Origin of the sequence: Nocardioides sp. URHA0032, assembly GCF_000620645.1 — a bacterium.
In the GTDB taxonomy this organism is placed as follows: Bacteria; Actinomycetota; Actinomycetes; order Propionibacteriales; family Nocardioidaceae; genus Nocardioides.
This window is the reverse complement of sequence record NZ_JIAV01000015.1, coordinates 32,781-53,982: the sequence shown is the minus strand read 5'-3', so window position 1 is coordinate 53,982 and position 21,202 is coordinate 32,781. Positions and strand designations below refer to the sequence as shown.

Here is a 21,202-nt window from a genome sequence, read left to right as displayed (position 1 = left end):
CAGTGTCCGAAGCACCACCGGAGAGCCGTGTCCGTCTCGTCGTCGTCACCGGCTCCGGCCGGAGTGGCACCAGCACCGTCGCCGGCGCCCTGAAGCGACTCGGCCTGCACGTGCCGCAGCCGGAGATGCCCGCCGACGAGACGAACCCGCGCGGCTTCTACGAGCCCATCTGGGTGGTTGACTTCCACAAGCGGCTGCTCAACAGCATCCCGGCGCGCACCAACGACGCCCGGCCCCGGGCCGCCGCCGACGTCGCCGAGGCAGCGGCCGCCCCGGAGGTGCGCGAGGAGCTCCGCACCTGGCTGGCCGAGCATGTCGCCGAGGTCGGGCCCGGCGGGCAGCTGGTCATCAAGGATCCGCGCGCGTTCTGGGCCCACGAGCTCTGGACGGGCGTCGCCGACGAGCTCGGCATCGAGCTGTCGTACCTGACGATGCTCCGGCACCCGACCGAGGTCCTGCAGTCGCGCGAGACCTACTACCTGTCGAACCAGACCGACGAGTTCCGGCGCACCCGCCAGACCGCCAACCTCGCCGGCTGGGTCAACTCGGCGTACGAGACCGAGGTGGCGACGCGATCGCGCAAGCGCACGTTCGTGCGCTACACCGACCTGCTCGAGGACTGGCGCACGGCGATGGGGCAGGCCCAGCGGCACCTCGGGATGAGCTTCAACGCCGACCTGTCCGGCTCGGACCACCACGACGTCGACGACTTCATCGACGCGAAGCTGTACCGCAGCAAGATCAGCTGGGACGACGTGGACACCATCCCCGAGCTGCGGGAGCAGGCGACCTCGGCCTGGGACGCGTGCAACACGCTCGTCGACGCGCCGTACGACGACGGCGCGATCGCCACCCTGGAGGACGTGCACCAGCGGTACGTCGTCCTCCACCAGTACGCCGAGGCGATCGCGCTCGACCACACCAACCGGGCCGTCGCGGTCGGACGGCGCGACCTGCAGGCAAGGAACGCCGACCTGCGCAAGCGCCTGAACCGCCGCCGCAACGAGGTGGAGCGGCTCCGGGGCGAGGTCGAGAAGTCGGGCCCGGGCGGCTCCCGGCTTCCCTGGAAGCGGTGAAGGCCGACCGCCGCCCGACGACGTTCCTGCTGGGCGTCGGGGCGCAGAAGGCCGGCACGACGTGGGTGCACCATTACCTCGCCCGGTCACCGCAGTTCGTGCGCGGATACCGCAAGGAGTACCACGTCTTCGACAGCAGCGACCTCGCCGACGACCCGTGGCTCGGGCGCAACCTCGACATGGCGCAGGCCGAGCTCGACAAGCTGCGCAGCGGGGAGCCGGCCGACCCGGTGCACCTGCACCGCGCCGCGATGATCGCGGACCCGAAGTTCTACTTCGACTACTTCGCCGGCCTGCTGCACAGTCGGCCGCGCTTCCGCGCCACGGCGGACGTCACCCCGGAGTACGCCGCGCTGCCCGCCGAGCGGCTGGCCTCGATCCGGGACGGGTTCGCGACCCGCGGCGTGCGCACCGTCGCGCTCTTCCTGATGCGCGACCCGGTCGACCGGATCTGGTCGCAGATCCGGATGCAGGAGGGCCGGCGGCCGGCGCGCTTCCCGGCGTCCGCCGACAAGATGGTCGAGCGGCTCTTCGACGACCCCCGGTACGAGCAGTTCTCGCGGTACGAGGTGACGATGCGGAACCTCGAGTCCGTGTGGGGCGACGACGAGATCCACTACGGCCTCTACGAGCAGCTGTTCTGCGAGGAGGGGGTGCGGGCGATCTGCGACCTGGTCGGCATCGCGTTCCGCGCGCCGGACTTCGAGAAGAAGTCCAACGTCTCCTCCGGCAAGGCGGTGTCGGCGCTGCCCGACGACGTCGTGCGTCGGGTGGCGACCCACTTCGCCGACACCTACCGAGCGGCCGCGGCCCGGTTCCCCGACGCGGATCTCGCCGAGCTGTGGCCGAGCAGCCGGTTCGTGCTCTAGCTGCCGGAGCCTCTCAGTCCGGCCTTTCCCACGGCGCGCGCACCGGCAGGTAGAAGGTGAAGAACTCGTCCAGGACCTCCTGGAGCGTGCCCGGCGCCAGGGCGTGGTCGTGGTGGTCACCCAGGCAGATGAAGTCCTGCTCGCGGTCCTTGAGCCGGCGCAGCTTCCGGACGACGTCGTTGGCGCTGATGTCGACGTAGGAGTTGCTGGCGTCGCCCACCACGGCGGTCCCGGTGACCAGGCCGTAGTGCTGGGCGAACGAGGACAGCAGCGAGACGTTGTCCCCGGCGCGGAACGGCGAGCGCGCGGTCCGGCCGATCTCCTCGGGGAACCGCGCCTCGATCTCCTCGAGGACCGACCGGCGGTGCGCGTACGGCGCGTGCGCGAGGCTGTGGGTGCTGACGACACCGAAGGTCTCGCGCAGCAGCCGCCGGTTGTTCCACGCCGCCTTCAGCCACGGCGCGGCGTCCGGGTCGCCCTCGATGCCGAGGTTGTGGTTGGAGAAGAACACCGCCGTGTGGCCCGAGGGGTCGAAGAACCGCTGCGGCGGCTGCGGCCGGCCGATCAGGAAGTCGTCGTTGAGGTAGACGAAGTGCTCGGCCAGGCCCGGGATCTTGTGGATGCTGCTCTCGATGGCGTGGGAGTTGAACGTCGGGAGCGCCTCGGGCGGCAGGATCTCGCGGTGGTGCACGACGTTGATCCGCGGGTGGTCGGCCAGCCACGCAGGCACCTGCCCGGCGGTCACCAGGTGGATCGTGCGGACCCAGGGCGCGAACAGGTGCACGCTGCGCAGCGAGTAGCGCAGCTCGTCGCGGCTGACGAACCGGGCGCGCCCGCTCGAGGTGCGCTCGAGGGCCGCCCCCGTCGCCTCCGCGAGCCGCGCCTCCCGGGCGGCGTTCCACTCCGGGTCGTCGCCGTCGACCCAGGTGTAGACCGCGTCGATCGGGAACGTGCAGTCGCGGACCGTGGGCTGCGCCATCAGCGGCAGCGTGCGTGCGCGCACGCCCTCGATCTCGGACTCGACGGTCTCGAAGTCGGCCGGGAGCCGGTTCGCGTAGGCGTTGGGGCCGGCCGAGATCAGGCCGCCGTCCGGGGCCTCCTCCCAGAACTCGACGTCGATACGGCAACCGCTGGACAGCACGCCGGGCCACCCGTCGTCCAGCATCGGCCACGGCTCCAGGCTGACCCGGCCGGTGCGCTCCGGCGCGAGGTCGGCGGCGAGCTCGGCGATGCGGCCGCGGCGCTCCGGCCAGCCGTGGCCGGCGCTGTCGACCAGGCTCAGCCAGGCGGGCGCCCCGGGTCCACCGAGCTCGGCCAGGTACGCGGACCGCGCGGCCATCGGCACGACGACCGTCGTGGGCTCGTCGCCGTGGGCGGGGACGGCGAACCAGCGTCGGGCGGCGCGCTCGGCGCACTGGACGGCCCACGTGACCGCCATGGCCCGCGCCTCACCGGGGGTGAGGTCGGTCGCCGCCGCGGGGCGGTCGGCGACGGTCGAGGGCACGCCGGCGAGCTCGGTCACGCGCTGGTGGATCCGTCGCGGGTCCCGGGCCCGGCGGCCGACCGCGCCCTCGAAGATCGAGAGCCACCGCCGCGCGATCGTCTCGGCGGCGTACTGCTGGGAACTCTCGATCGCGCTCTCGCCGAGCCGGTGTCGCAGGGCGTCGTCGGTGGCCAGCCGGAGCAGCGCGGTGGCGAGCCCCGACAGGGCGCCCGGGCCGACCAGCAGGCCGTTGACCTCGTGCCGGATCACCGCCCGGGACCCCGACGGGTGGTCGAAGGCGATGACGGGGACGCCCGCCGCCATCGCCTCCTGGACGACCAGGGGCAGGCCCTCGCTGCGGGACGGCAGGGCGGAGATGCTGGCCGCCGCCCACTCCGAGGGCATGTCCGCGCTCTGCCCGGGCAGCTCGACGCGGTCCCAGAGCCCGAGGCGCCGCACCAGCCGGATCAGGTCCAGGCGTTGGGGGCCGGACCCGAGGATCCGCAGCCGCCAGCCGGGCACCCGATCGGAGATCTCGCCGAACGCCTCCACGAGCTTGGTCAGCTGCTTCTCGGCGACGAAGCGCCCCGCCGCGACGATCAGCCGGGACTCGAGCGTGGCCCGGGGCTTGAAGCCCTGAGGGAGTGGGTTCGGCACGACGACGGTATCGGGCGCGACCGGCCCGAGGGTGTCGAGGAGCCAGTCGCGTGCGCTGCGGGTGAGCAGCGCCACGACGTCCGCGCGGGGCGCGAACGTGAGCAGCGGCTCGAGCCCGGACGTACGGTCCGACGACGATCGGTGCTCCTGGTGGACGACCGCGACGTGACTCGGCAGCAGCTGGACGGCGATTGCGAGCAGGCCCGGGGTCACGCTGACGACCACGTCGCTGTCGAGCTCCGGCAGCGCGTGCTCGTACATCGCGTCGGTCAACGCGCTGAACTGCGCGTCCCAGCGATCCGGCACCAGCAGCGAGCCGCGTTCACCCGTCGACCGGGCGAGCCCGGCGTCGACCGCGTCGTCCTCCGTGCGGGGAGCCTCGGGGTCGCGGAGGTCGACGAGCCGGCGGATGGAGACCGCCGGGTCGACCGCGTAGTGCGGGCTGTCGCTGACCTGGAGCGCGCTCAGGATCGTGACGTCCTGGCCGAGCGCCGCGAGCGCGTTCGCCTGGGTCACCACGGACCGCTCGGTGCCGCCGCCGCCGTCGAGGTTGAGGACCAGGAAGGTGATCTTCACGCGGACTCCCCCTGCAGCGTGACCTTGCGCCCGAACCGCAGGACGCCCTGGTCGGAGAAGAGGAACCGCCCGGCGACCAGGTCGGAGTCCGGATCGAGGAGGAAGGGCAGCAGCACGACGGCCGGGTCGTTGACGGTCAGGTCGTTGGTCAGTCGGGCCACGGTGACCGGGTCCTCGGTGGCTCCGACCGCGATCCGGTAGCCGCCCTGCTGGGCGGGGACGTCGGACGCGGCCAGCGTCGCCACGAGCTCGTCACCGTCGGCCTCGATCGCCACGGAGTGCGCGACCGAGCCGTCCGTGCGCACGAAGTGCAGCAACGGCTCGGGGCCCGGCTCCGGGGGACTGATCCGGAGGCGGACGGACATGCCGTCGGTGGCGACATCGAGCAGCCGGGCGACGCGAGCGGCGCGGGTCCGGCGTACCCGGAGGAGGCCGTGGTCGTCGGTGACGACCAGGAACCGCCAGCGACCGTCCGGCGTCGGCGGGATGCGCAGGCTGCTGTCCGGGGGAGGTGGCCCCGCTCGCAGCGGCGCGGGCTTGCCTCCGGACTCGCGGACGACCACGAGCCGTGCCTCGGCGGCGTCGGTCTCGGGCAGGACGTCGCCGAGCCGCCAGCGCGCGGAGGAGTACGCCGGGTCCTCACCGTGCAGCGGCTCGGCCGTCGTCAGGTCGCCGGTGTCGGGGTCCTGGAGCGCGGGCCGGCCGTCGCCGGCGCGGACCGCCACCCAGAGGTGCTCGCCGTCCAGGACACGGGCGTAGGCGACCTCGGGTCCGTCCGCGGCGAGGTCGCGGCCGATGGCCTGCTTCGCCCGGGCGATCGCGCGCGCGCCGTCCTCGAGTCGTTGGGTGAACTTCACCGATCCTCCGTCCGCGGGCAACTCCGCGATCGTAACGGCGGGGTTGAACCCCTCAGAGCCCGGTGACGCCCTCGTCGCCGTACCCCTCGGCCTGCTCGTCGAAGGTCTCGTGCTCCAGGAGGTGGAGGATCGGGACGCCGAGCCGACGCCGGGCCTTGGAGGTCCAGTCGAGGTGGAAGAACTCGGAGACGACGTGCGGCCGGGTCAGGATGATCGCCTCCCGGCCGTCGACCTCGGCGACCTTCGCCGCCAGCGCGTCGATCGGCGGGTCGCCGACGACCTGGCCGCGCGCGACGGCGCCGCTGGCGCGGAGCGCCTCGAGGCTCTGGGCGAGCTCGGTGTGCGAGCGGTCCTCGCAGTCCTTGCGGACCGCCTCGAGGTCCACCTCGCTCATCGGCATCGTCGGGGAGGCGAGCATGTCCCCGGCGGTCAGGGAGCCCATCGCGGACTCGATCCGGGCCGCGGCGTCCTCGAGGGGGAGCAGCACGTGGTAGGTCACGGGCTGGTCCAGCCCCTCGTGGAGCGAGTGCACCTGCGCCGCGTCCTGCGCGGACAGCGCCTGCTCGATCAGGAGGACGACGTCGTAGCGCTCGGTGTTGCTGTTCTCGGACATCACAGACCTCCCTGGTCGACGCCGAGGATCCTAGCCAGATCGTAGGAGACCGGCTCCTCGAGCTGGTCGTAGCCGCACGACTCCGGGTCGCGGTCGGTCCGCCAGCGGCGGAACTGGGCGGTGTGCCGGAAGCGCCGGCCCTCCATGTGGTCGTACGCCACCTCGAGCACCCGCTCGGGCCGCAACGGCGTGAACGACAGGTCCTTGCCCTGGCTCCAGCGGCTCTGGGTGCCCGGCACCCGGTCCGGGTTCGCGGTCAGGAACTCCTGCCAGCGCCCCCAGGGGTGCTCCTCGATCGGGACCACGAGCGGCTGGAGCTCCTCGATCAGCTCCGCCCGCCGCTTCTCGGTGAAGCTGGCGCTGACGCCGACGTGCTGGAGCTCGCCGTCGCTGTAGAGCCCGAGCAGCAGGCTCCCGAGCAGCGGCCGCTCCGGGGTGCTGGTCTTGTGCTCGCGGTAGCCGGCGACCACCACGTCGGCCGTGCGCTCGTGCTTGATCTTGAGCATGCTCCGGGCGTTGGGCTGGTATGCCGTCCCCAGCGGCTTGGCCACCACGCCGTCCAGGCCCGCCCCCTCGAACTGGTGGAACCACTTCTCGGCCCGCGCCGGGTCGGTGGTGGTGCGAGTCAGGTAGCACGGGCCGGGCAGCGCCCCGAGCGCATCCTCGAGCGCCGCGCGGCGCTCGGCGAACGGCCGGTCGGTGTAGGACTCGTCGCCCAGCGCGAGCAGGTCGAACGCGACGTACGACGCCGGCGTCTTCTCGGCGAGCATGTCGATGCGGGACTTCGCGGGGTGGATGCGCTCCTGGAGCACCTCGAACTCGAGCTTCTCGCCGATCGCGACGAAGAGCTCGCCGTCCAGCACGCACCGCTCGGGCAGCTGCTCCTGCATCGCCGTCACGACCTCGGGGAAGTAGCGGGTCAGCGGCTTGGTGTTGCGGCTGGCCAGCTCGACCTCGTCGCCGTCCTTGAACACCAGGCAGCGGAAGCCGTCCCACTTCGGCTCGAAGCTCAGGCCGCCGAACTTCCCGGGGTCGGGGATGCCCTTGACCGACTTCGCGAGCATCGGCTGAACGGGTGGCATGACGGGGAGGTCCACGCTCCGAGGCTAGTCGCGTCGGGCCGGAGTGACCGGGCCGGCCGCGGGCTGGCGGTGGGCTGGCGGTGGCGGAGCCACCGAATCTGCGGGGGAAAAGGTGGCTGACGCACCGCTGGCCGTGCGCGGCCCGGGCCGGCGGTGGCTGAGCCACCGAATCTGCTGGCGAAGAGGTGGCTGGGGCACCGCTGGCCGTGCGCGGCCCGGGCCGGCGGTGGCTGGGCGACCGAATCACCGGCCAAGAAGGTGGCTGGGGCACCGCTGGCCTAGCCTGTTGCCAGCCGACCCCGGTTGGTCTGCCGGGCTCCGCCCGGCCGGGCCGTCTGGGGAAGCGATCCCCGGTTGGTCTGCCGGCAGGGCCCGCCTGACTTTGAATCAGGACTAGCGACGTAGGTTCGACTCCTACCCGGGGAGCAGAGCGGTCGCGGCGCGCACGGCGCTGCCGGCCCGTCGCGGCCACGGCGTCGGCGCCGCGCTCGTGGACCGGTGCGCCGCGCCCGCGACACCGGCTACCAGCCGACATGCGCCTTCCAGCCGGATCTCGCTGTGGACCAACAGCGTCCTGGTGACCGCGCGACGGATCTACGAGGCGGCCGGCTTCGAGTGGTCGCCGAGGAGCCCCACCACAGCTTCGGCCACGACCTGGTCGGCCAGACCTGGGCGCGTGACCTCCCCTAGAGTGGGTCGACCGGACTCTGAGGGGAAAGCTGCGTGGGTAACAACCTGACCGTCGTCGTCCTCGCCGCTGGCGGCGGCACCCGGATGAGGTCCAAGACCATGAAGGTCCTGCACCCGATCGCGGGCCGCACCATGATCGGCCACGTGCTCGTGGCCGCGCGGGAGATGCAGCCGGAGCGGATCGTCGCGGTGGTCGGGCACCAGCGCGAGCAGGTCGCTGGCCACATCCGCGAGCTCGAGCCCGACGCCGTCCTGGCCGTGCAGGACGAGCAGCTCGGGACCGGCCACGCCGTACGCATGGCCGTCGAGGCGGTGGGTGACGTGAGCGGCACCGTCCTGGTGGCGTACGGCGACACGCCGCTGCTCGAGGGTGCGTCGCTGCGCTGGTTCGCCGCCGAGCACGAGGCATCGCAGGGCGCGGTGAGCATCCTGAGCGGCATCGTCGACAACCCCTTCGGCTACGGGCGGGTGCTGCGCAACGCGGAGGGCGACGTCGAGGCGATCGTCGAGGAGAAGGACGCCACGCCCGCGCAGCGCGAGGTGCGCGAGATCAACTCCGGGATCCTCGCGTTCGACGCGGAGTTCCTGCTCGAGGCGCTGCCGCGGATCGGGAACGACAACGCCAAGGGCGAGTACTACCTGACCGACGCGATCGGGATCGCGCGGGAGGACGGGCTCACCGTCGGGGCCTACCCCATCGACGACGTCATGCAGACCGAGGGTGTCAACGACCGGGCCCAGCTGGCCCGGCTGGGCGCCGAGATGAACCGCCGGATCGTGGGCCGCTGGATGCGCGACGGCGTGACCGTGATGGACCCCGCCACCACCTGGATCGACGCGGACGTGACGCTCGAACGCGACGTCACGGTGCTGCCCGGCGTCCAGCTCCTGGGCGCGACGAGCGTCGCCGAGGACGCGGTCGTCGGCCCGGACTGCACGCTCAAGGACTGCGAGATCGGGCCGGGCGCCCGCGTCGTGCGCACGCACGGCGAGCTGGCCGTGATCGGCGCCGGGGCCGCCGTCGGCCCGTTCTCCTACCTGCGCCCCGGCACCACGTTGGGGGCCGGCGGCAAGATCGGCGGGTTCGTCGAGACCAAGAACGCCTCGATCGGCGACGGCGCCAAGGTCCCGCACCTCTCGTACGTCGGCGACGCCGAGATCGGCGAGGGCACGAACATCGGGGCCGGCACGATCTTCGCCAACTATGACGGGGTGCGGAAGCACCGCACCAGGGTCGGCCGGCAGGCCCGGACCGCCTCGAACAACACCTTCGTCGCCCCGGTGGAGATCGGGGACGGCGCCGCGACCGGCGCGGGCACCGTCGTCCGGCAGGACGTGCCGCCGGGCGCGCTCGCGGTGTCCAGCGGCCCGCAGCGCAACATCGAGGGCTGGGCGCTGGACAGGCGGGCCGGAACTCCCCAGGCCGAGGCGGCCGAGGCAGCACTGGCCGACCGTGGGGACGCTGAACAGGGCGTGGCAGAATCCTGAGTGGACTGCGCCGGCGATCGAGGGAGCCCCAACCGTGACCGGATACAAGAAGACCACCGAGAAGAACCTCATGGTCTTCAGCGGTCGGGCACATCCCGACCTCGCCGACGAGGTCGCGGACCTCCTGGGCACCGACCTGGTCCCGCAGTCGGCGTACGAGTTCGCGAACTCCGAGATCTACGTCCGGTACGAGGAGTCCGTCCGCGGCTGCGACGCCTTCGTGATCCAGAGCCACACGGCTCCGATCAACGAGTGGATCATGGAGCACCTGATCATGGTCGACGCCCTCAAGCGCGCGTCGGCCAAGCGGATCACCGTCGTGATGCCGTTCTACGGGTACGCGCGCCAGGACAAGAAGCACAAGGGCCGTGAGCCGATCTCGGCCCGGCTGATGGCCGACCTGTTCAAGACCGCGGGCGCCGACCGGCTGATCACCGTCGACCTGCACGCGGACCAGATCCAGGGCTTCTTCGACGGGCCGGTTGACCACCTGATGGCGCTGCCGATCCTCGCCGACTACGTCCGGGACAAGTACGGCGACCAGCCGCTCGCGGTGGTCTCGCCGGACGCCGGCCGGATCAAGGTCGCCGAGCGCTGGTCGTCCCGCCTCGGCGGGGCTCCGCTGGCCTTCATCCACAAGAGCCGCCGCATCGACCGCCCCAACGAGACCGTCGCGAACCGCGTGGTCGGTGACGTCAGCGGCCGGATGTGCGTGCTGGTCGACGACATGATCGACACCGGCGGCACCATCGTGAAGGCCGCGGACGCCCTGATGGCCGAGGGTGCGGCCGGGGTGATCATCGCCGCGACCCACGCGATCCTCTCCGACCCGGCGGTCGACCGGCTCAAGAACAGCCCGGCCGCCGAGGTCGTCGTCACCAACACGCTGCCGATCTCGCCGGACCGCATCTTCGACAAGCTCACCTGCCTGTCGATCGCTCCGCTGGTCTCCCGCGCGATCCGTGAGGTGTTCGAGGACGGCTCGGTCACCTCGATGTTCGACGGCAACACGTAGGGCCCGGTCGGGCGCTCAGCCCAGGTCGTCGGCCCAGTCCGACCAGGACCGACGTAGCACGGTCGGCACGTCGCCGGCCAGCTGCTCGTGCAGCAGCTCCCGCTGCGCCGCGGTGAGCGGCAGCGCCGGACGCGCCTGCCCGACCACCTGCGCGAAGCCTGCGCCGCGCTCGCTCCAGCCGGGCGCCTCCCGCAGGTAGCGGTCGACGTACGGTGCCACCAGGCCGGCCTGCTCGGGCGACCAGAGGCCGCCCAGCACCGCGGTGAGCACCCGGTTGCCGACGGCGGGGTCGGTGACGACCGCCCAGGCCTCGGCCTTCGCCTCCGCCGTCGGTCGCGCCGCCCGCGCGGCGGCGGCCCCGAGCTCGGCGTCGAGGCCCGGTGCGCGCCGTCGCTCGGCCTCGATGAGGGCCGCGTCGGCCGCGCCCAGCCCGGCCAGCCGCCGGACGACCCGCCAGCGGACCGCCGGCGTCAGCTGCAGCTCCCCGATCGCGCCGGCGTCGAGCCACCCGGCCAGCGTGGCCGCGTCGTGGGTGGTGGCGGCGAAGCCGTCGGCGAACGCCTCGGCCAGGTCCTGGCTCGTCGCGTGCATCAGCCCGGTCGCGCAGGCGCTCGCGAGCGACTCGAGCGTCCCGGCGGCCGACGCGGCCGGGACCCGCAGCGGCAGCACCCGGCCGAGCGTGCGCGCGAGCACGGCGGCGACCAGGGTGGCACTGCTCTCGCCGGGCAGCTGCCGCTCGACGACGTCCACGAAGGGGAGCGGCGCCAGATGGCGGGTGTGCACGCGGTCGAACAGCATGGTCCACAGGACGGCCCGCACCAGGTCGTCGTCGATGCGGCACAGGCCGGTCGTGACCGCGCGCCACGAGTGCTCGTCCAGGACGATCCTGGCGAACGTCTCGCCGTGGCTGTTGGGGACGACCACCCGGCCCGCCAGGTCCGGGAGCGGCACCGGCTCGTCGCCCAGGTCGACGTACCGGCTCGCGGTCTCGACCCCGGTGTCGTCGTACGCCGTGACCCGGACCCGGTGCGGCCGCACCCCGTCGCGGTGCACGACCGGGACGTCGCCGTCCCGTTCGACCCGGAGCGTGTCGAACCCGGTCCGCCGCAGCCAGACCTCGACCCAGGTGCGGACGTCGCGGTCGGACGCCTGGTCGAGGGCCGCGACGAAGTCGGCCAGCGTGGCGTTCGCGAAGCGGTGACGGGTCAGGTACGTGTTCACGCCGCGCAGGAACGTCTCGTCGCCGAGCCAGGTCACCAGCTGGCGCAGCACCGAGTTGCCCTTGGCGTAGGAGATCGCGTCGAAGATGGTGGCCGCAGCCGCGACGTCCGGCACGTCGTCGGGATCGGCCGCAACCGGGTGCGTCGACCGGCGCTCGTCGGCGTCGTACGCCGCGGGCTTGCGGCTCGCCTCGTGCCCGAGCAGTGCCCCGGCGTACCCCGCCGCCTCACCCGCGACCCGGTAGCCGAGGTAGTCGGCGAAGGACTCCTGCAGCCAGGAGTCCTCCCACCAGGTCATCGTGACGAGGTCGCCGAACCACATGTGGGCCATCTCGTGGGCGATCACCGAGGCGCGCAGCAGCCGGCTCTCCTCGGACAGCCGGCCGGCCGGCAGCAGCTCGTCGCGGTAGATCACGCAGCCCGGCTGCTCCTGGGCGCCCCAGTTCAGGCCGGGGACGAAGACCTGGTCGTAGGAGTCGAAGGGGTACGGCTCCTCGAAGATCCGGGCGTAGTGGTCGAAGCACGCCTCGGTCACCGAGCGCAGCTCGGCTACGTCGCGGTCGAGCTCGTCGGCCAGCGACGCGCGGGCGTGCCAGCCGAAGGGGAGCCCGGCGTGGCTCCACCGCACCGACTTCAACGGCCCGGCGACCACGCAGACCAGCGCGACCGGGATCGGGGGCGTGGCCGCGAACTCCCAGCGCCCGCCCGCCTCGCGCACCGATCGGCCGTTGGCGAGCACGGTCCACGCCGGGTCGGCGGAGACGCTGATGGCCACCGGCGCCTTGAGGTCGTTCTGGTCGAAGCAGCAGAAGAGCCGCTGGGCGACGTCCAGGCCCAGGTAGGCGCCCAGGTAGGTCTCGCCGTCGGCCGGGTCGACGGTGCGGTGCATCCCCTCGCCGTCGGTGACGAACGGCAGCCACGCCGCGACGGTCAGCTCGTGGCGGCCGTGGAGGCCGGTCAGGTGCAGCCGGCGACCGTCGTACGCCGGCTCGACGGCGCGGCCGTCGAGCAGCACCGCGAGGTCGGTGGCTGCGGTGAGCTCCAGGAAGGTGGTGGGCGCCGAGCAGGTGAAGCGGACCGTGGTGCGGCACCCGAAGCGGTCCGCCGCGGGATCGGTGAGATCGAGGTCGACGTCGTACGACACGGCGGAGACGACGGCGGCCCGCTCCCGGGCCTCGGCGAGGGTCAGGCTCACGGTCCGAACCCTACGGCGGATGCGGGCGTCGGGATTCGCGCGTCGCGCGCCGGGCCGTTAGTCTTGTGCGGTTGCCTCGGCGAGGGAGTGAGAGCTCCGTGATCGACAGGGCTGGCCGAATCTCCGGATGCGCCCCCACGATCGTGCCGAGGCCCCGAGACCGCCACCACTCAGTCCGCACGAAGACGCACGAGGAGCCGCACCCCATGTCCGAGAAGATCAAGGCCGAGTCCCGCACCGAGTTCGGCAAGGGCGCCGCCCGCCGGATCCGTCGCGAGGACAAGGTTCCCGCCGTCATCTACGGCCACGGGAACGACCCCATCCACGTGACCCTGCCCGGCCACGACACCATGATGGCGCTCAAGCACGGCGGCGCGAACGCGCTGCTCGAGCTCGACATTGACGGCAAGACCCAGCTGGCGCTGACCAAGCAGGTCCAGATCGACCCGATCAAGCGCCACCTCGAGCACATCGACTTCGTCGCCGTGGTCAAGGGCGAGAAGGTCACCGTCGACGTGCCGATCCACCTGGTGGGCGAGGCCGTCCGCGAGACGCTGGTCGTCACCGAGAACGCCACGATCCAGATCGAGGCCGAGGCGACCCACATCCCCGAGTTCATCGAGGTCGACATCGAGGGCGCCGCCGCAGGCACCCAGATCCACGCCTCCGACCTCAAGTTGCCGTCCGGCAGCACCCTGCTCCTGGACCCCGAGGCGCTGGTCGTGAACATCACCGAGCAGCAGTCGCAGGAGGCCCTGGAGGCCGAGCTCGAGGAGGCCGAGGCCGAGGCCGGCATCGAGCGCGACGAGTCCGACAACGACGTCGACGAGGTCGGCGCCGAGGGCGACGCTCCTGCCGAGGGCGAGGCCGCGTCGGAGGGGTGATCCTCCGCCTGTTCACGAGAAAGGGCCGGGACTCCGTGGCCGACTCCACGCCGGTGTGGCTGGTGGTCGGGCTGGGGAATCCCGGCCCTTCCTACGCCGGCCACCGCCACAACGTGGGCTACCTCGTCGTCGACGAGCTGGCCCAGCGGATGGGCGCGCCCTTCCGCTCGCACAAGTCCGGACGGGCCGAGGTCGTCGAGGGACGGCTCGGCGCCCCGGGTACGCCCGGCCCGCGCGTCGTCCTCATGAAGGCGCGGTCGTACATGAACGAGTCGGGCGGGCCGGTCAAGCAGCTCGCGACGTTCTACAAGGTGCCGCCGGAGCGGATCGTGGCCGTCCACGACGAGCTGGACATCCCCTTCGACACCATGCGCGTGAAGGTCGGCGGCGGCGACAACGGCCACAACGGGCTCCGCTCGATGCGCTCCTCGCTCGGCACCGGCGACTTCGCCCGGGTCCGGGTCGGCATCGGCCGGCCGCCGGGTCGCCAGGACGTCGCCGACTTCGTGCTGTCCAGCTACTCGTCGAGCGAGAAGAAGATCCTGCCGTTCCAGGTGGACAAGGCGGCGGACGCCGTCGAGTCGCTGGTGACCGATGGTCTCGAGCGCACCCAGCAGAGCTTCAACTCGTAAGGTGCCCGCATGACGTTCGAACCCGGAAACCCGCCCGCCGAAGCCGCTACCGACGACCACGTGCTCGCGACCTGGCTCGCGACCGTCGCGGGGGAGCGGCTGCTCGAGGTCCGCGGCGAGGGCCTCGAGGGACGCGAGCTGAAGGACGCCGGCGACCGCGCCGCGCACGAGCTGCTGATGGACCTGCTCGCCCGGCACCGCCCGGACGACGCCGTGCTCTCCGAGGAGGGCAAGGACGACAAGGTGCGGCTCACCAGCAGCCGGGTCTGGATCGTCGACCCGCTGGACGGCACCCGCGAGTTCTCCGAGGTGCCGCGCGACGACTGGGCCGTGCACGTCGCGCTCTGGCAGGACGGGGACCTGGTCGCCGGAGCCGTGGCGCAGCCCGTGCTCGGGGAGACGTTCAACACCGGTACGCCGCCCGTGGTGCCGCCCTCGACCTCGGACCGCCCGCGGATCGCGGTCTCGCGCAGCCGGCCGCCGGCGTTCGTGCACGCCCTGGCGGAGGATCTCGACGCGGAGCTGGTCCCGATGGGCTCGGCCGGCGTGAAGATGATCTCCGTGACCCGCGACGTCACCGACGCCTACGTGCACGCCGGCGGTCAGTACGAGTGGGACTCCGCCGCGCCGGTCGCGGTTGCCCGCGCGGCCGGCCTGTTCACCTCGCGCGTCGACGGCTCACCCCTGGCGTACAACCAGGAGGACGTCTACCTCCCCGACGTCGTCGTGTGCCGGCCCGAGCTGGCCGAGCGGATCCTCGCGTTCATCGCGGCGCACGGCGCCGAGTAGCACCGACCCGAGCACCGGCATGGCCCGGACGGACTACCTCGAGTAGACCGTCCGGGCCTTTCTCGTCCCCTCGCCCCGCCGGACGTGGACTTTTTCGACGAGTCGCTTGACCGTCGGGCCTGTTAACCACATTATTTCGACCAATCCAGTGTATTTACTGGGTTTCTCTCGGGTGTCCGGTCCCTCTGTCGAAGTGAGGTCTCCATGCGCACACCCCTGCGCATCCTCGGTGTCACCGCGGCGTTGTCCCTCGCCGTGGCCGCCGTCCCGCTGCTGTCGTCCACCCAGGCCCAGGCTGCGAAGTTCACCGGCGGCAACCTGGTCGTCTACCGCGTCGGCGACGGTGCCTCCGCGCTGAGCAACGCCGCGGCGCCGGTGTTCCTCGACGAGTTCACCCCCGACGGTGACGCGGTCTCGAGCGTGGCGCTCCCGACCGCCGCCGCCGGCGCGAACAAGCCGCTCACCGCGGCCGGCCAGTCCCGGTCCGAGGGCCTGATCACGAACTCCCCGGACGGCAGGCTCCTCGCGCTGACCGGGTACGCCGCGGCACCGGGCACGACCGGTCCCGGTGGGATGTCGCTGACGGCGTCGGACCCCGCCTCGGTCGCCCGCGTCGTCGGCGTGGTCGACGCCGACGGCGAGCTCGACACCAGCACCACCCTGGGTTCCGGCGGGCCGGCGATCATCCGCTCCGCCGTGACCAACGGCAAGCAGGTCTGGGCGGCCGGCGGCGACGGCGGCGTGCTGACCACCGCGATCGGCTCCGGGACGGTCACCTCCATCGCCGGTGGCGCGACCGCGAACCTCGGCGCGCTGACCGTCCAGGGCGGCCAGCTGTTCGCCAGCGGCATCCTGGCGAACCGGCTCGCCGCGGTCGGAACCGGCACACCGAAGGGCTCGGCGACGCTCACCGACCTCACCGGCCTGCCGGAGGATCTCCTGACCTACGGCTACGCGTTCCTCAACCTGACGTCGGCGGACTTCGCGGGGACCGAGCTGGACACGCTCTACCTCGCGAACTCCTCGGAGCGGGGCGGCACCGTCGACAAGTACCGGTACAACGGCTCGAGGTGGGCCAGCGCCGGCCACGTGGACGTCGAGGGCGCGACCGGCCTGGTGGCGGACGTCTCCGGCGGCCAGGTCAGCCTGGCCGTCACCACGCCGACCGAGCTGCTGGCGCTGACCGACCCGAACGGCGCCGGCAACGCCTTCGACCCGAGCAACCCCACGGTGCTGGCGACCGCCGACGCGAACACCGAGTTCCGCGGTGTGGCGCTCGCTCCGACAGGCCGCCTGGACGTGCCCGACGGTGCGCTCGAGGCCGGCAAGTACGGCTGGACCGACAAGCGGGTCACCAAGTCCGGCAGCTGGAAGACCTACGCGTTCGCCAAGGCGCCGGGCAAGAAGGGCATCGCGAGCACGAAGAAGGGCTCCTCCGCGACGGTGACCGTCGTCGGCGACCACGTCGTCATCACCTTCAGCACCGGACCGAAGGCCGGCAAGGCCCAGGTCGTGGTCGATGGCAAGAAGACCACCTTCAACACGAAGGCGGCGAAGACCGGGACGATCGTGAAGAAGCTCGCCCTCGGTGCCGCCGATTCGCACACGGTCTCGGTGAAGGTGCTGAGCGCGAGGCGCGTCTCGCTGGCCCTGCTGCAGGTGAAGTGATGAGCCGCCGTACCCGATCCTCCTCCAGAACAGGACTCCCGATGAACCGACGTCTCGTCTCCGTCCTCGCGGTGGCCGGCGCGGCCGCCTCGCTCGCGCTGGCCGGCACCGGCGCCGCGACCGCCGACCCGGTGCCCGGCCAGCCGGGAACGCCGCCGGCGGGCAAGACCGCAGCGCAGATCTACTCCGCCGTCGGCGCCGACGCGTTCGCCGAGCTGACGAACAACCTCGCCGACAAGTACAACGCGCAGTCTCCGGCTCCGACGCGGGTGATCGCGTCCTACGACGCGATCAACCCGGTGACGGGTGCTGCCGGCGAGAACATCACCACCAAGCCGGGCTGCACCGTGGCCCGTCCGAACGGCGCGAACGCCGGCGTCACGGCGATCACGCTCAACCAGAAGAGCACGGTCGACCCGAGCGAGTACTGCGTCGACTTCGTCCGCTCGAGCCGGGCAAAGGGCACGGCCGCCGCCGAGGCGAACCTGACGTTCTACGCCCAGAGCCGCGACGCGGTCAGCTACGGCGTGATCGGCAACGCGTACGCGCCGACCACCCCCCTGACCACGACGCAGCTCAAGGACATCTTCGAGTGCACGACCACCGACTGGAGCGAGGTGGGCGGCCAGGCCGGCGACATCCACGTCTACCTGCCGCCGGCGTCCGCGGCGACGCTGACCTTCTTCCTCCAGGCGATCGGCACCAACCTCAACAACGTGCAGGCCGGCTGCGCCGGGCTGCCCACGGTGTTCGACGGCCAGCAGAACGACGGTGAGAGCATGGCGGGCGACCCCCAGGGGATCCTGCCCTACGCGGTGACCAAGTGGGCCGCCCAGGTCAACGAGCCGCCGGGCATCCAGGACCTGCGGGGTGGCGCCCACATCGGGTTCGTCAACACCATGACCGCCCCGACCACGACATCGACGCTGAACGGTGTCACCTACCAGGTGCTGAACCCGGCGTTCACGACCGGCGGGAGCGCGTCCTTCGGCCGGATCTTCTTCAACGCCGTGCGCAACGACGCGCCGGACGGGCTGAAGTCGATCTTCAAGGCTGGTGGCTTCCTCTGCCAGCACGCGGACGAGCTGCTCATCCCGTTCGGCAACACGCCCCTCGGTGACGACACCTCGGCGTCGCGCTACTGCGGTCAGCCCAGCTGACCGACGGAGCTGACCCGGCATCGCGGGGTGGCGGTCCTCGCCGCCACCCCGCGATGCCCACCACGAGAAGGAAAAGCAGACGACCATGCGGATTGGGTGCATCCGAGCCATCCCTGCGGTGCTTGCCGTCGCGGCTCTCCTCCCGGTCGTCCCGGGATGGGCCGCGGCGCCGCCGGCGCCGACGCGGGAGGAGCCCGGGCCGGTGACCGTGCCGGCGCCGGGGGGAGGTGACGGCGCGACCGTCACCGTGACCAGGACCACCGACCTCGTGAACCAGACGGTGGTCGTGTCGTGGGCGGGCTTCCTCCCGAGCTCGTCGGACCGCTTGCAGAACTCCGGCGACTCCCTCGACGTGAACACCGAGAACCCGGTGCGGGTCTACGAGTGCCGCGGATCCGACCCCGCGAGCTCGAGCGACTGCTACGGATCGCCGGGCTTCCGTGGCGTCGACGCCACGGACTCCAACCCGGCAGTGCCGACGGTCCTGCCGTTCACCTACCCCGGGCAGACCGATCCCTACGACGCGACACCCGACGGCCCCGCCAACTGGCAGGACAACGTCACTGCGGCCGACGGGACCGGCCAGGTCTCCATCCAGCTGTTCACCAAGCGCGAGTCGGCGGGCCTCGGCTGCGACGTGACCGCGCCGTGCTCGATCGTCGTGGTCCCCAACTACGGCCGCCCGCAGGGTGCCACCGAGGACCTGATGGACGCGCCCTGGGCATGGGAGCGGCGCACCGTCGTACCGCTGACGTTCCTGCCGGTCGACGACGCGTGCCCGCTCACTGGCGCCTCCCTGCGGGTCGAGGGCAGCCCCGTCGCTGCGCGCGCGATGGCGAGCTGGCGGGCGAAGACCTGCACCCTCGCCAGCGACAAGGTGCTCGTGGACTACACCGCGATCGGTGAGCCGCAGACCCGCTCCGACGTCGCCTCCGGTACGACGGACGCGGGCCTCGTCATCGACCCCCTCGACGCTGATGCGGCCGACGGCCGCGGGGTGGTCTACGCGCCGCTCTCGGTCACCGGCATGGTGGTCGCGTTCCAGATCGACGACGCGAACGGCAAGCCGGTCACGGACATGAAGCTCAACCCGCGCCTGGTCGCCAAGCTGATCACCGGCTCCTACCGGTCCGGCGGCAACCCGGCCGTGATCGACAACCCGGTCAACCTCTTCCGTGACCCCGAGTTCAAGGAGCTCAATCCGGGCGTCGCCTGGCCGGGCGGTGCGCCCGGCAACCACCCGTTGATCCTGGGCGACCTGTCGGACACCACGCTCGCCCTGACCCGCTGGATCGAGGCGGACAAGGATGCCCGCGAGTTCATCGCCGGCAAGCCCGACCCGTGGGGCATGACGGTCAACGCCAACTACCGGAAGGTCGCGCTGCCGTTCGCGAGCTTCCCGCTGCTCGACCCGTTGATGTCGGAGACGTACGCGCCGATCCAGGAGCTCGACACGCTCTCGCGCCAGCTCTCGCTCGCGCAGTTCCCCGGCGCGATCGTGACCCAGGAGGGCGGCGTCAACGTCGTCACCAAGCCACCCCGGCAGAACCCGGGCCGACGCGAGGTGATCGGCATCATCGACGCTGCGTCGGCGGCGCGGTTCCAGCTCTCGACCGCGGCGCTCGAGAACGCGGACGGCCGGTACGTGAAGCCGACCGACGCCGCGATGCTGACCGCGATCAAGCACGGCACCGTCGGCGCGGACGGTGTGACCCGGGCCGTCGACCCGACGGACGACACTGCGGGCAGCTACCCGTTGTCCCTGCAGATCTCCGGCGCCTTCTCGACCAGGGCGCCGAAGGACGAGCGCCAGGAGATGGCCGACCTGCTGGCGTACGTCGCCCGGGCCGGCCAGCAGCCCGGTGAGCAGGTCGGCATGCTGCCGCCCGGCCACGCGCCCCTCTCCCAGGACCTGGTCGCCCAGGTCGCCGAGGCCCGCAAGGCCGTCCTCGCCGGATGGACAGACCTCGGCGACGACGGCGGCGGCGACGGGAGCGGCGACGGTGGTGACTCCACAGACCCGCCGGGTGCACCCCCCGGTGGAGGGGGCGGCGCCCCGCCGATCACGGCAGGGCCCGCCCCCAGGTCGGACGAGCCCACGGGCAGCACGACCGGTCCGAAGACCGCCGACGGCGACCTCGGCCCGACGATGCTGACGGTCGGTCCGCAGGCCGCCGGCGGCCGGATGCTCACGCTGCCGGTGCTCGGGCTGGTCGCGCTCGTCGCGCTGGCGACCGGACCGCTGGTGCTCTGGTTGAGCCGGACCGGCCGGGGGCCGCAGTGGCTGCGACGCTGAGCGAGGAGGTCCAGCAGGGTCGTGCCCCGAAGCCGCGCCGGGGGATGAGTGCTCCGCGCCGGCCCCGCAAGGCGCGTCCGCCGCGCAAGCCGTTCGAGGTGACGGGCGCGACGGTGGTGGCGTTCGGGCTGATCACGCTGACCCTGCTGCTCGCGGCGTTCGGCCTGTACCTGTTCGTCGGGTCGGGCCTCGCCGCCAACCGGAGCCAGGACGTCCTGTACCAGCAGCTCGACGAGACGCTGGCGCAGGCGACGGTCCCGGTCGCGGGCGTGATCCCCGACGGCACCCCGCTCGGCATCGTCGAGATCCCGCGGATCGGGGTCGAGCAGGTCTTCGTCGAGGGCAGCGCGTCCGAGCAGACCATCGGCGGTCCCGGCCTCGAGCCCGACTCGGTGCTGCCCGGCCAGACCGGTGTCTCGGTCCTGGTGGGGCGGCGGGCGACGTTCGGCGCGCCGTTCCGGAACCTCGACCAGCTCGAGCCGGGTGACCGGATCCTGGTCACCACCGGCCAGGGCCAGTTCACCTACGTCGTCGACCTGGTGCGCACCACCGACGCCCCGGCGACCGAGATCGAGCAGGTTCCCGCCCGACTGACGCTGATCACGTCCGACCCGGCGATCACCCCCAGCCGCAGCCTCACCGTCACAGCGCAGCTCGACGGCACGGCACAGCCGGCGTCGACGGGGACGGCCGCCACGGCGGACGACGCCCCGGGAGCCGGCAGCTCCGGCCGCGGTGTGGCGCTCCTGCTGTGGGCCCAGCTGCTGCTGCTCGTGACCGCGCTCGTGACCTGGGGGGCGTTGAGGTTCGACGTCCGCGCGGTCTGGATCGGCGCCGTCCCCGTGCTCCTGGCGATCCTCTGGAACGTCTTCGAGAACCTCGCCGTCCTGCTCCCCAACACCTTGTGACGAAAGGCGAATCCATGACCATGACGGACGACGCGACGCTGGTC

The 21,202-nt window shown here is 72.2% G+C and carries 16 protein-coding genes and 1 tRNA gene; 12 read left to right on the top strand and 5 right to left on the bottom strand.

Features of this window, described 5'->3' with window-relative positions:
- The first annotated feature begins 2 nt into the window (after positions 1 to 2).
- Both N538_RS28310 and N538_RS27200 read left to right on the top strand, forming a co-directional pair.
- Positions 3 to 1,076, top strand: a complete 1,074-nt coding sequence (locus tag N538_RS28310; RefSeq protein ID WP_028636331.1) for a sulfotransferase family protein — start codon at positions 3 to 5, stop codon at positions 1,074 to 1,076.
- Positions 1,073 to 1,945 carry a sulfotransferase gene (locus N538_RS27200; protein ID WP_051548790.1) on the top strand — a complete coding sequence of 291 codons (873 nt, stop codon included), beginning with the start codon at positions 1,073 to 1,075 and terminating at the stop codon, positions 1,943 to 1,945. The genes N538_RS28310 and N538_RS27200 overlap by 4 nt, the downstream gene beginning before the upstream one ends.
- A gap of 13 nt (positions 1,946 to 1,958) precedes the next feature.
- Here N538_RS27200 and N538_RS0104655 read toward each other — a convergent pair whose 3' ends face one another.
- The 4 genes from N538_RS0104655 to N538_RS0104640 are packed head-to-tail and all read right to left on the bottom strand — an operon-like array spanning position 1,959 to position 7,228.
- Positions 1,959 to 4,661 (bottom strand): stealth conserved region 3 domain-containing protein, encoded by a 2,703-nt coding sequence (locus N538_RS0104655; protein ID WP_028636330.1) that lies wholly within the window; start codon positions 4,659 to 4,661, stop codon positions 1,959 to 1,961.
- Positions 4,658 to 5,539 carry a hypothetical protein gene (locus N538_RS0104650; RefSeq protein WP_155991969.1) on the bottom strand — a complete coding sequence of 294 codons (882 nt, stop codon included), beginning with the start codon at positions 5,537 to 5,539 and terminating at the stop codon, positions 4,658 to 4,660. The genes N538_RS0104655 and N538_RS0104650 overlap by 4 nt, the downstream gene beginning before the upstream one ends.
- 31 nt (positions 5,540 to 5,570) lie before the next feature.
- A complete protein-coding gene (locus tag N538_RS23880) occupies positions 5,571 to 6,131 on the bottom strand; it encodes a hypothetical protein (protein ID WP_051548788.1) in 561 nt (186 codons plus the stop codon).
- Positions 6,131 to 7,228 (bottom strand): ATP-dependent DNA ligase, encoded by a 1,098-nt coding sequence (locus N538_RS0104640; RefSeq protein ID WP_028636328.1) that lies wholly within the window; start codon positions 7,226 to 7,228, stop codon positions 6,131 to 6,133. Before N538_RS0104640 ends, N538_RS23880 begins: the two co-directional genes overlap by 1 nt.
- Positions 7,229 to 7,560: 332 nt before the next feature.
- Here N538_RS0104640 and N538_RS0104635 point away from each other — a divergent pair.
- From N538_RS0104635 to N538_RS0104625, 3 genes are all read left to right on the top strand, one after another.
- Positions 7,561 to 7,639: transfer RNA gene (locus N538_RS0104635), tRNA-Gln, on the top strand.
- Between the two features lie 297 nt (positions 7,640 to 7,936).
- Positions 7,937 to 9,391, top strand: coding sequence for a bifunctional UDP-N-acetylglucosamine diphosphorylase/glucosamine-1-phosphate N-acetyltransferase GlmU (gene glmU / locus N538_RS0104630; RefSeq protein WP_028636327.1), 1,455 nt, complete (start codon positions 7,937 to 7,939; stop codon positions 9,389 to 9,391).
- A gap of 34 nt (positions 9,392 to 9,425) precedes the next feature.
- Positions 9,426 to 10,406 carry a ribose-phosphate diphosphokinase gene (locus N538_RS0104625; protein ID WP_028636326.1) on the top strand — a complete coding sequence of 327 codons (981 nt, stop codon included), beginning with the start codon at positions 9,426 to 9,428 and terminating at the stop codon, positions 10,404 to 10,406.
- Between the two features lie 15 nt (positions 10,407 to 10,421).
- Here the strand turns inward: N538_RS0104625 and pepN are convergent, their stop codons facing one another.
- Positions 10,422 to 12,821, bottom strand: coding sequence for an aminopeptidase N (gene pepN / locus N538_RS0104620; RefSeq protein ID WP_028636325.1), 2,400 nt, complete (start codon positions 12,819 to 12,821; stop codon positions 10,422 to 10,424).
- A gap of 206 nt (positions 12,822 to 13,027) precedes the next feature.
- Here pepN and N538_RS0104615 point away from each other — a divergent pair, with 206 nt between their 5' ends.
- From N538_RS0104615 to N538_RS23875, 7 genes are all read left to right on the top strand, one after another.
- On the top strand, positions 13,028 to 13,705 hold the full coding sequence (locus N538_RS0104615) for a 50S ribosomal protein L25/general stress protein Ctc (RefSeq protein WP_028636324.1): 678 nt from the start codon (positions 13,028 to 13,030) through the stop codon (positions 13,703 to 13,705).
- Positions 13,702 to 14,337 carry an aminoacyl-tRNA hydrolase gene (gene pth, locus N538_RS0104610; protein ID WP_231496136.1) on the top strand — a complete coding sequence of 212 codons (636 nt, stop codon included), beginning with the start codon at positions 13,702 to 13,704 and terminating at the stop codon, positions 14,335 to 14,337. Before N538_RS0104615 ends, pth begins: the two co-directional genes overlap by 4 nt.
- Positions 14,338 to 14,346: 9 nt before the next feature.
- Complete coding sequence (locus tag N538_RS0104605) at positions 14,347 to 15,126, top strand: 3'(2'),5'-bisphosphate nucleotidase CysQ (RefSeq protein WP_051548787.1); 780 nt, start codon at positions 14,347 to 14,349, stop codon at positions 15,124 to 15,126.
- 204 nt (positions 15,127 to 15,330) lie between these two features.
- Positions 15,331 to 16,794: a hypothetical protein gene (locus N538_RS0104600; protein WP_028636321.1), complete on the top strand. Its 1,464-nt coding sequence runs from the start codon at positions 15,331 to 15,333 to the stop codon at positions 16,792 to 16,794.
- Positions 16,795 to 16,835: 41 nt separating this feature from the next.
- Positions 16,836 to 17,954 carry a substrate-binding domain-containing protein gene (locus N538_RS0104595; RefSeq protein WP_028636320.1) on the top strand — a complete coding sequence of 373 codons (1,119 nt, stop codon included), beginning with the start codon at positions 16,836 to 16,838 and terminating at the stop codon, positions 17,952 to 17,954.
- A 202-nt stretch (positions 17,955 to 18,156) separates the two neighbouring features.
- Positions 18,157 to 20,250: a substrate-binding domain-containing protein gene (locus N538_RS0104590; protein WP_028636319.1), complete on the top strand. Its 2,094-nt coding sequence runs from the start codon at positions 18,157 to 18,159 to the stop codon at positions 20,248 to 20,250.
- On the top strand, positions 20,235 to 21,158 hold the full coding sequence (locus tag N538_RS23875; protein WP_051548785.1) for a sortase: 924 nt from the start codon (positions 20,235 to 20,237) through the stop codon (positions 21,156 to 21,158). The genes N538_RS0104590 and N538_RS23875 overlap by 16 nt, the downstream gene beginning before the upstream one ends.
- Positions 21,159 to 21,202 lie beyond the last annotated feature (44 nt).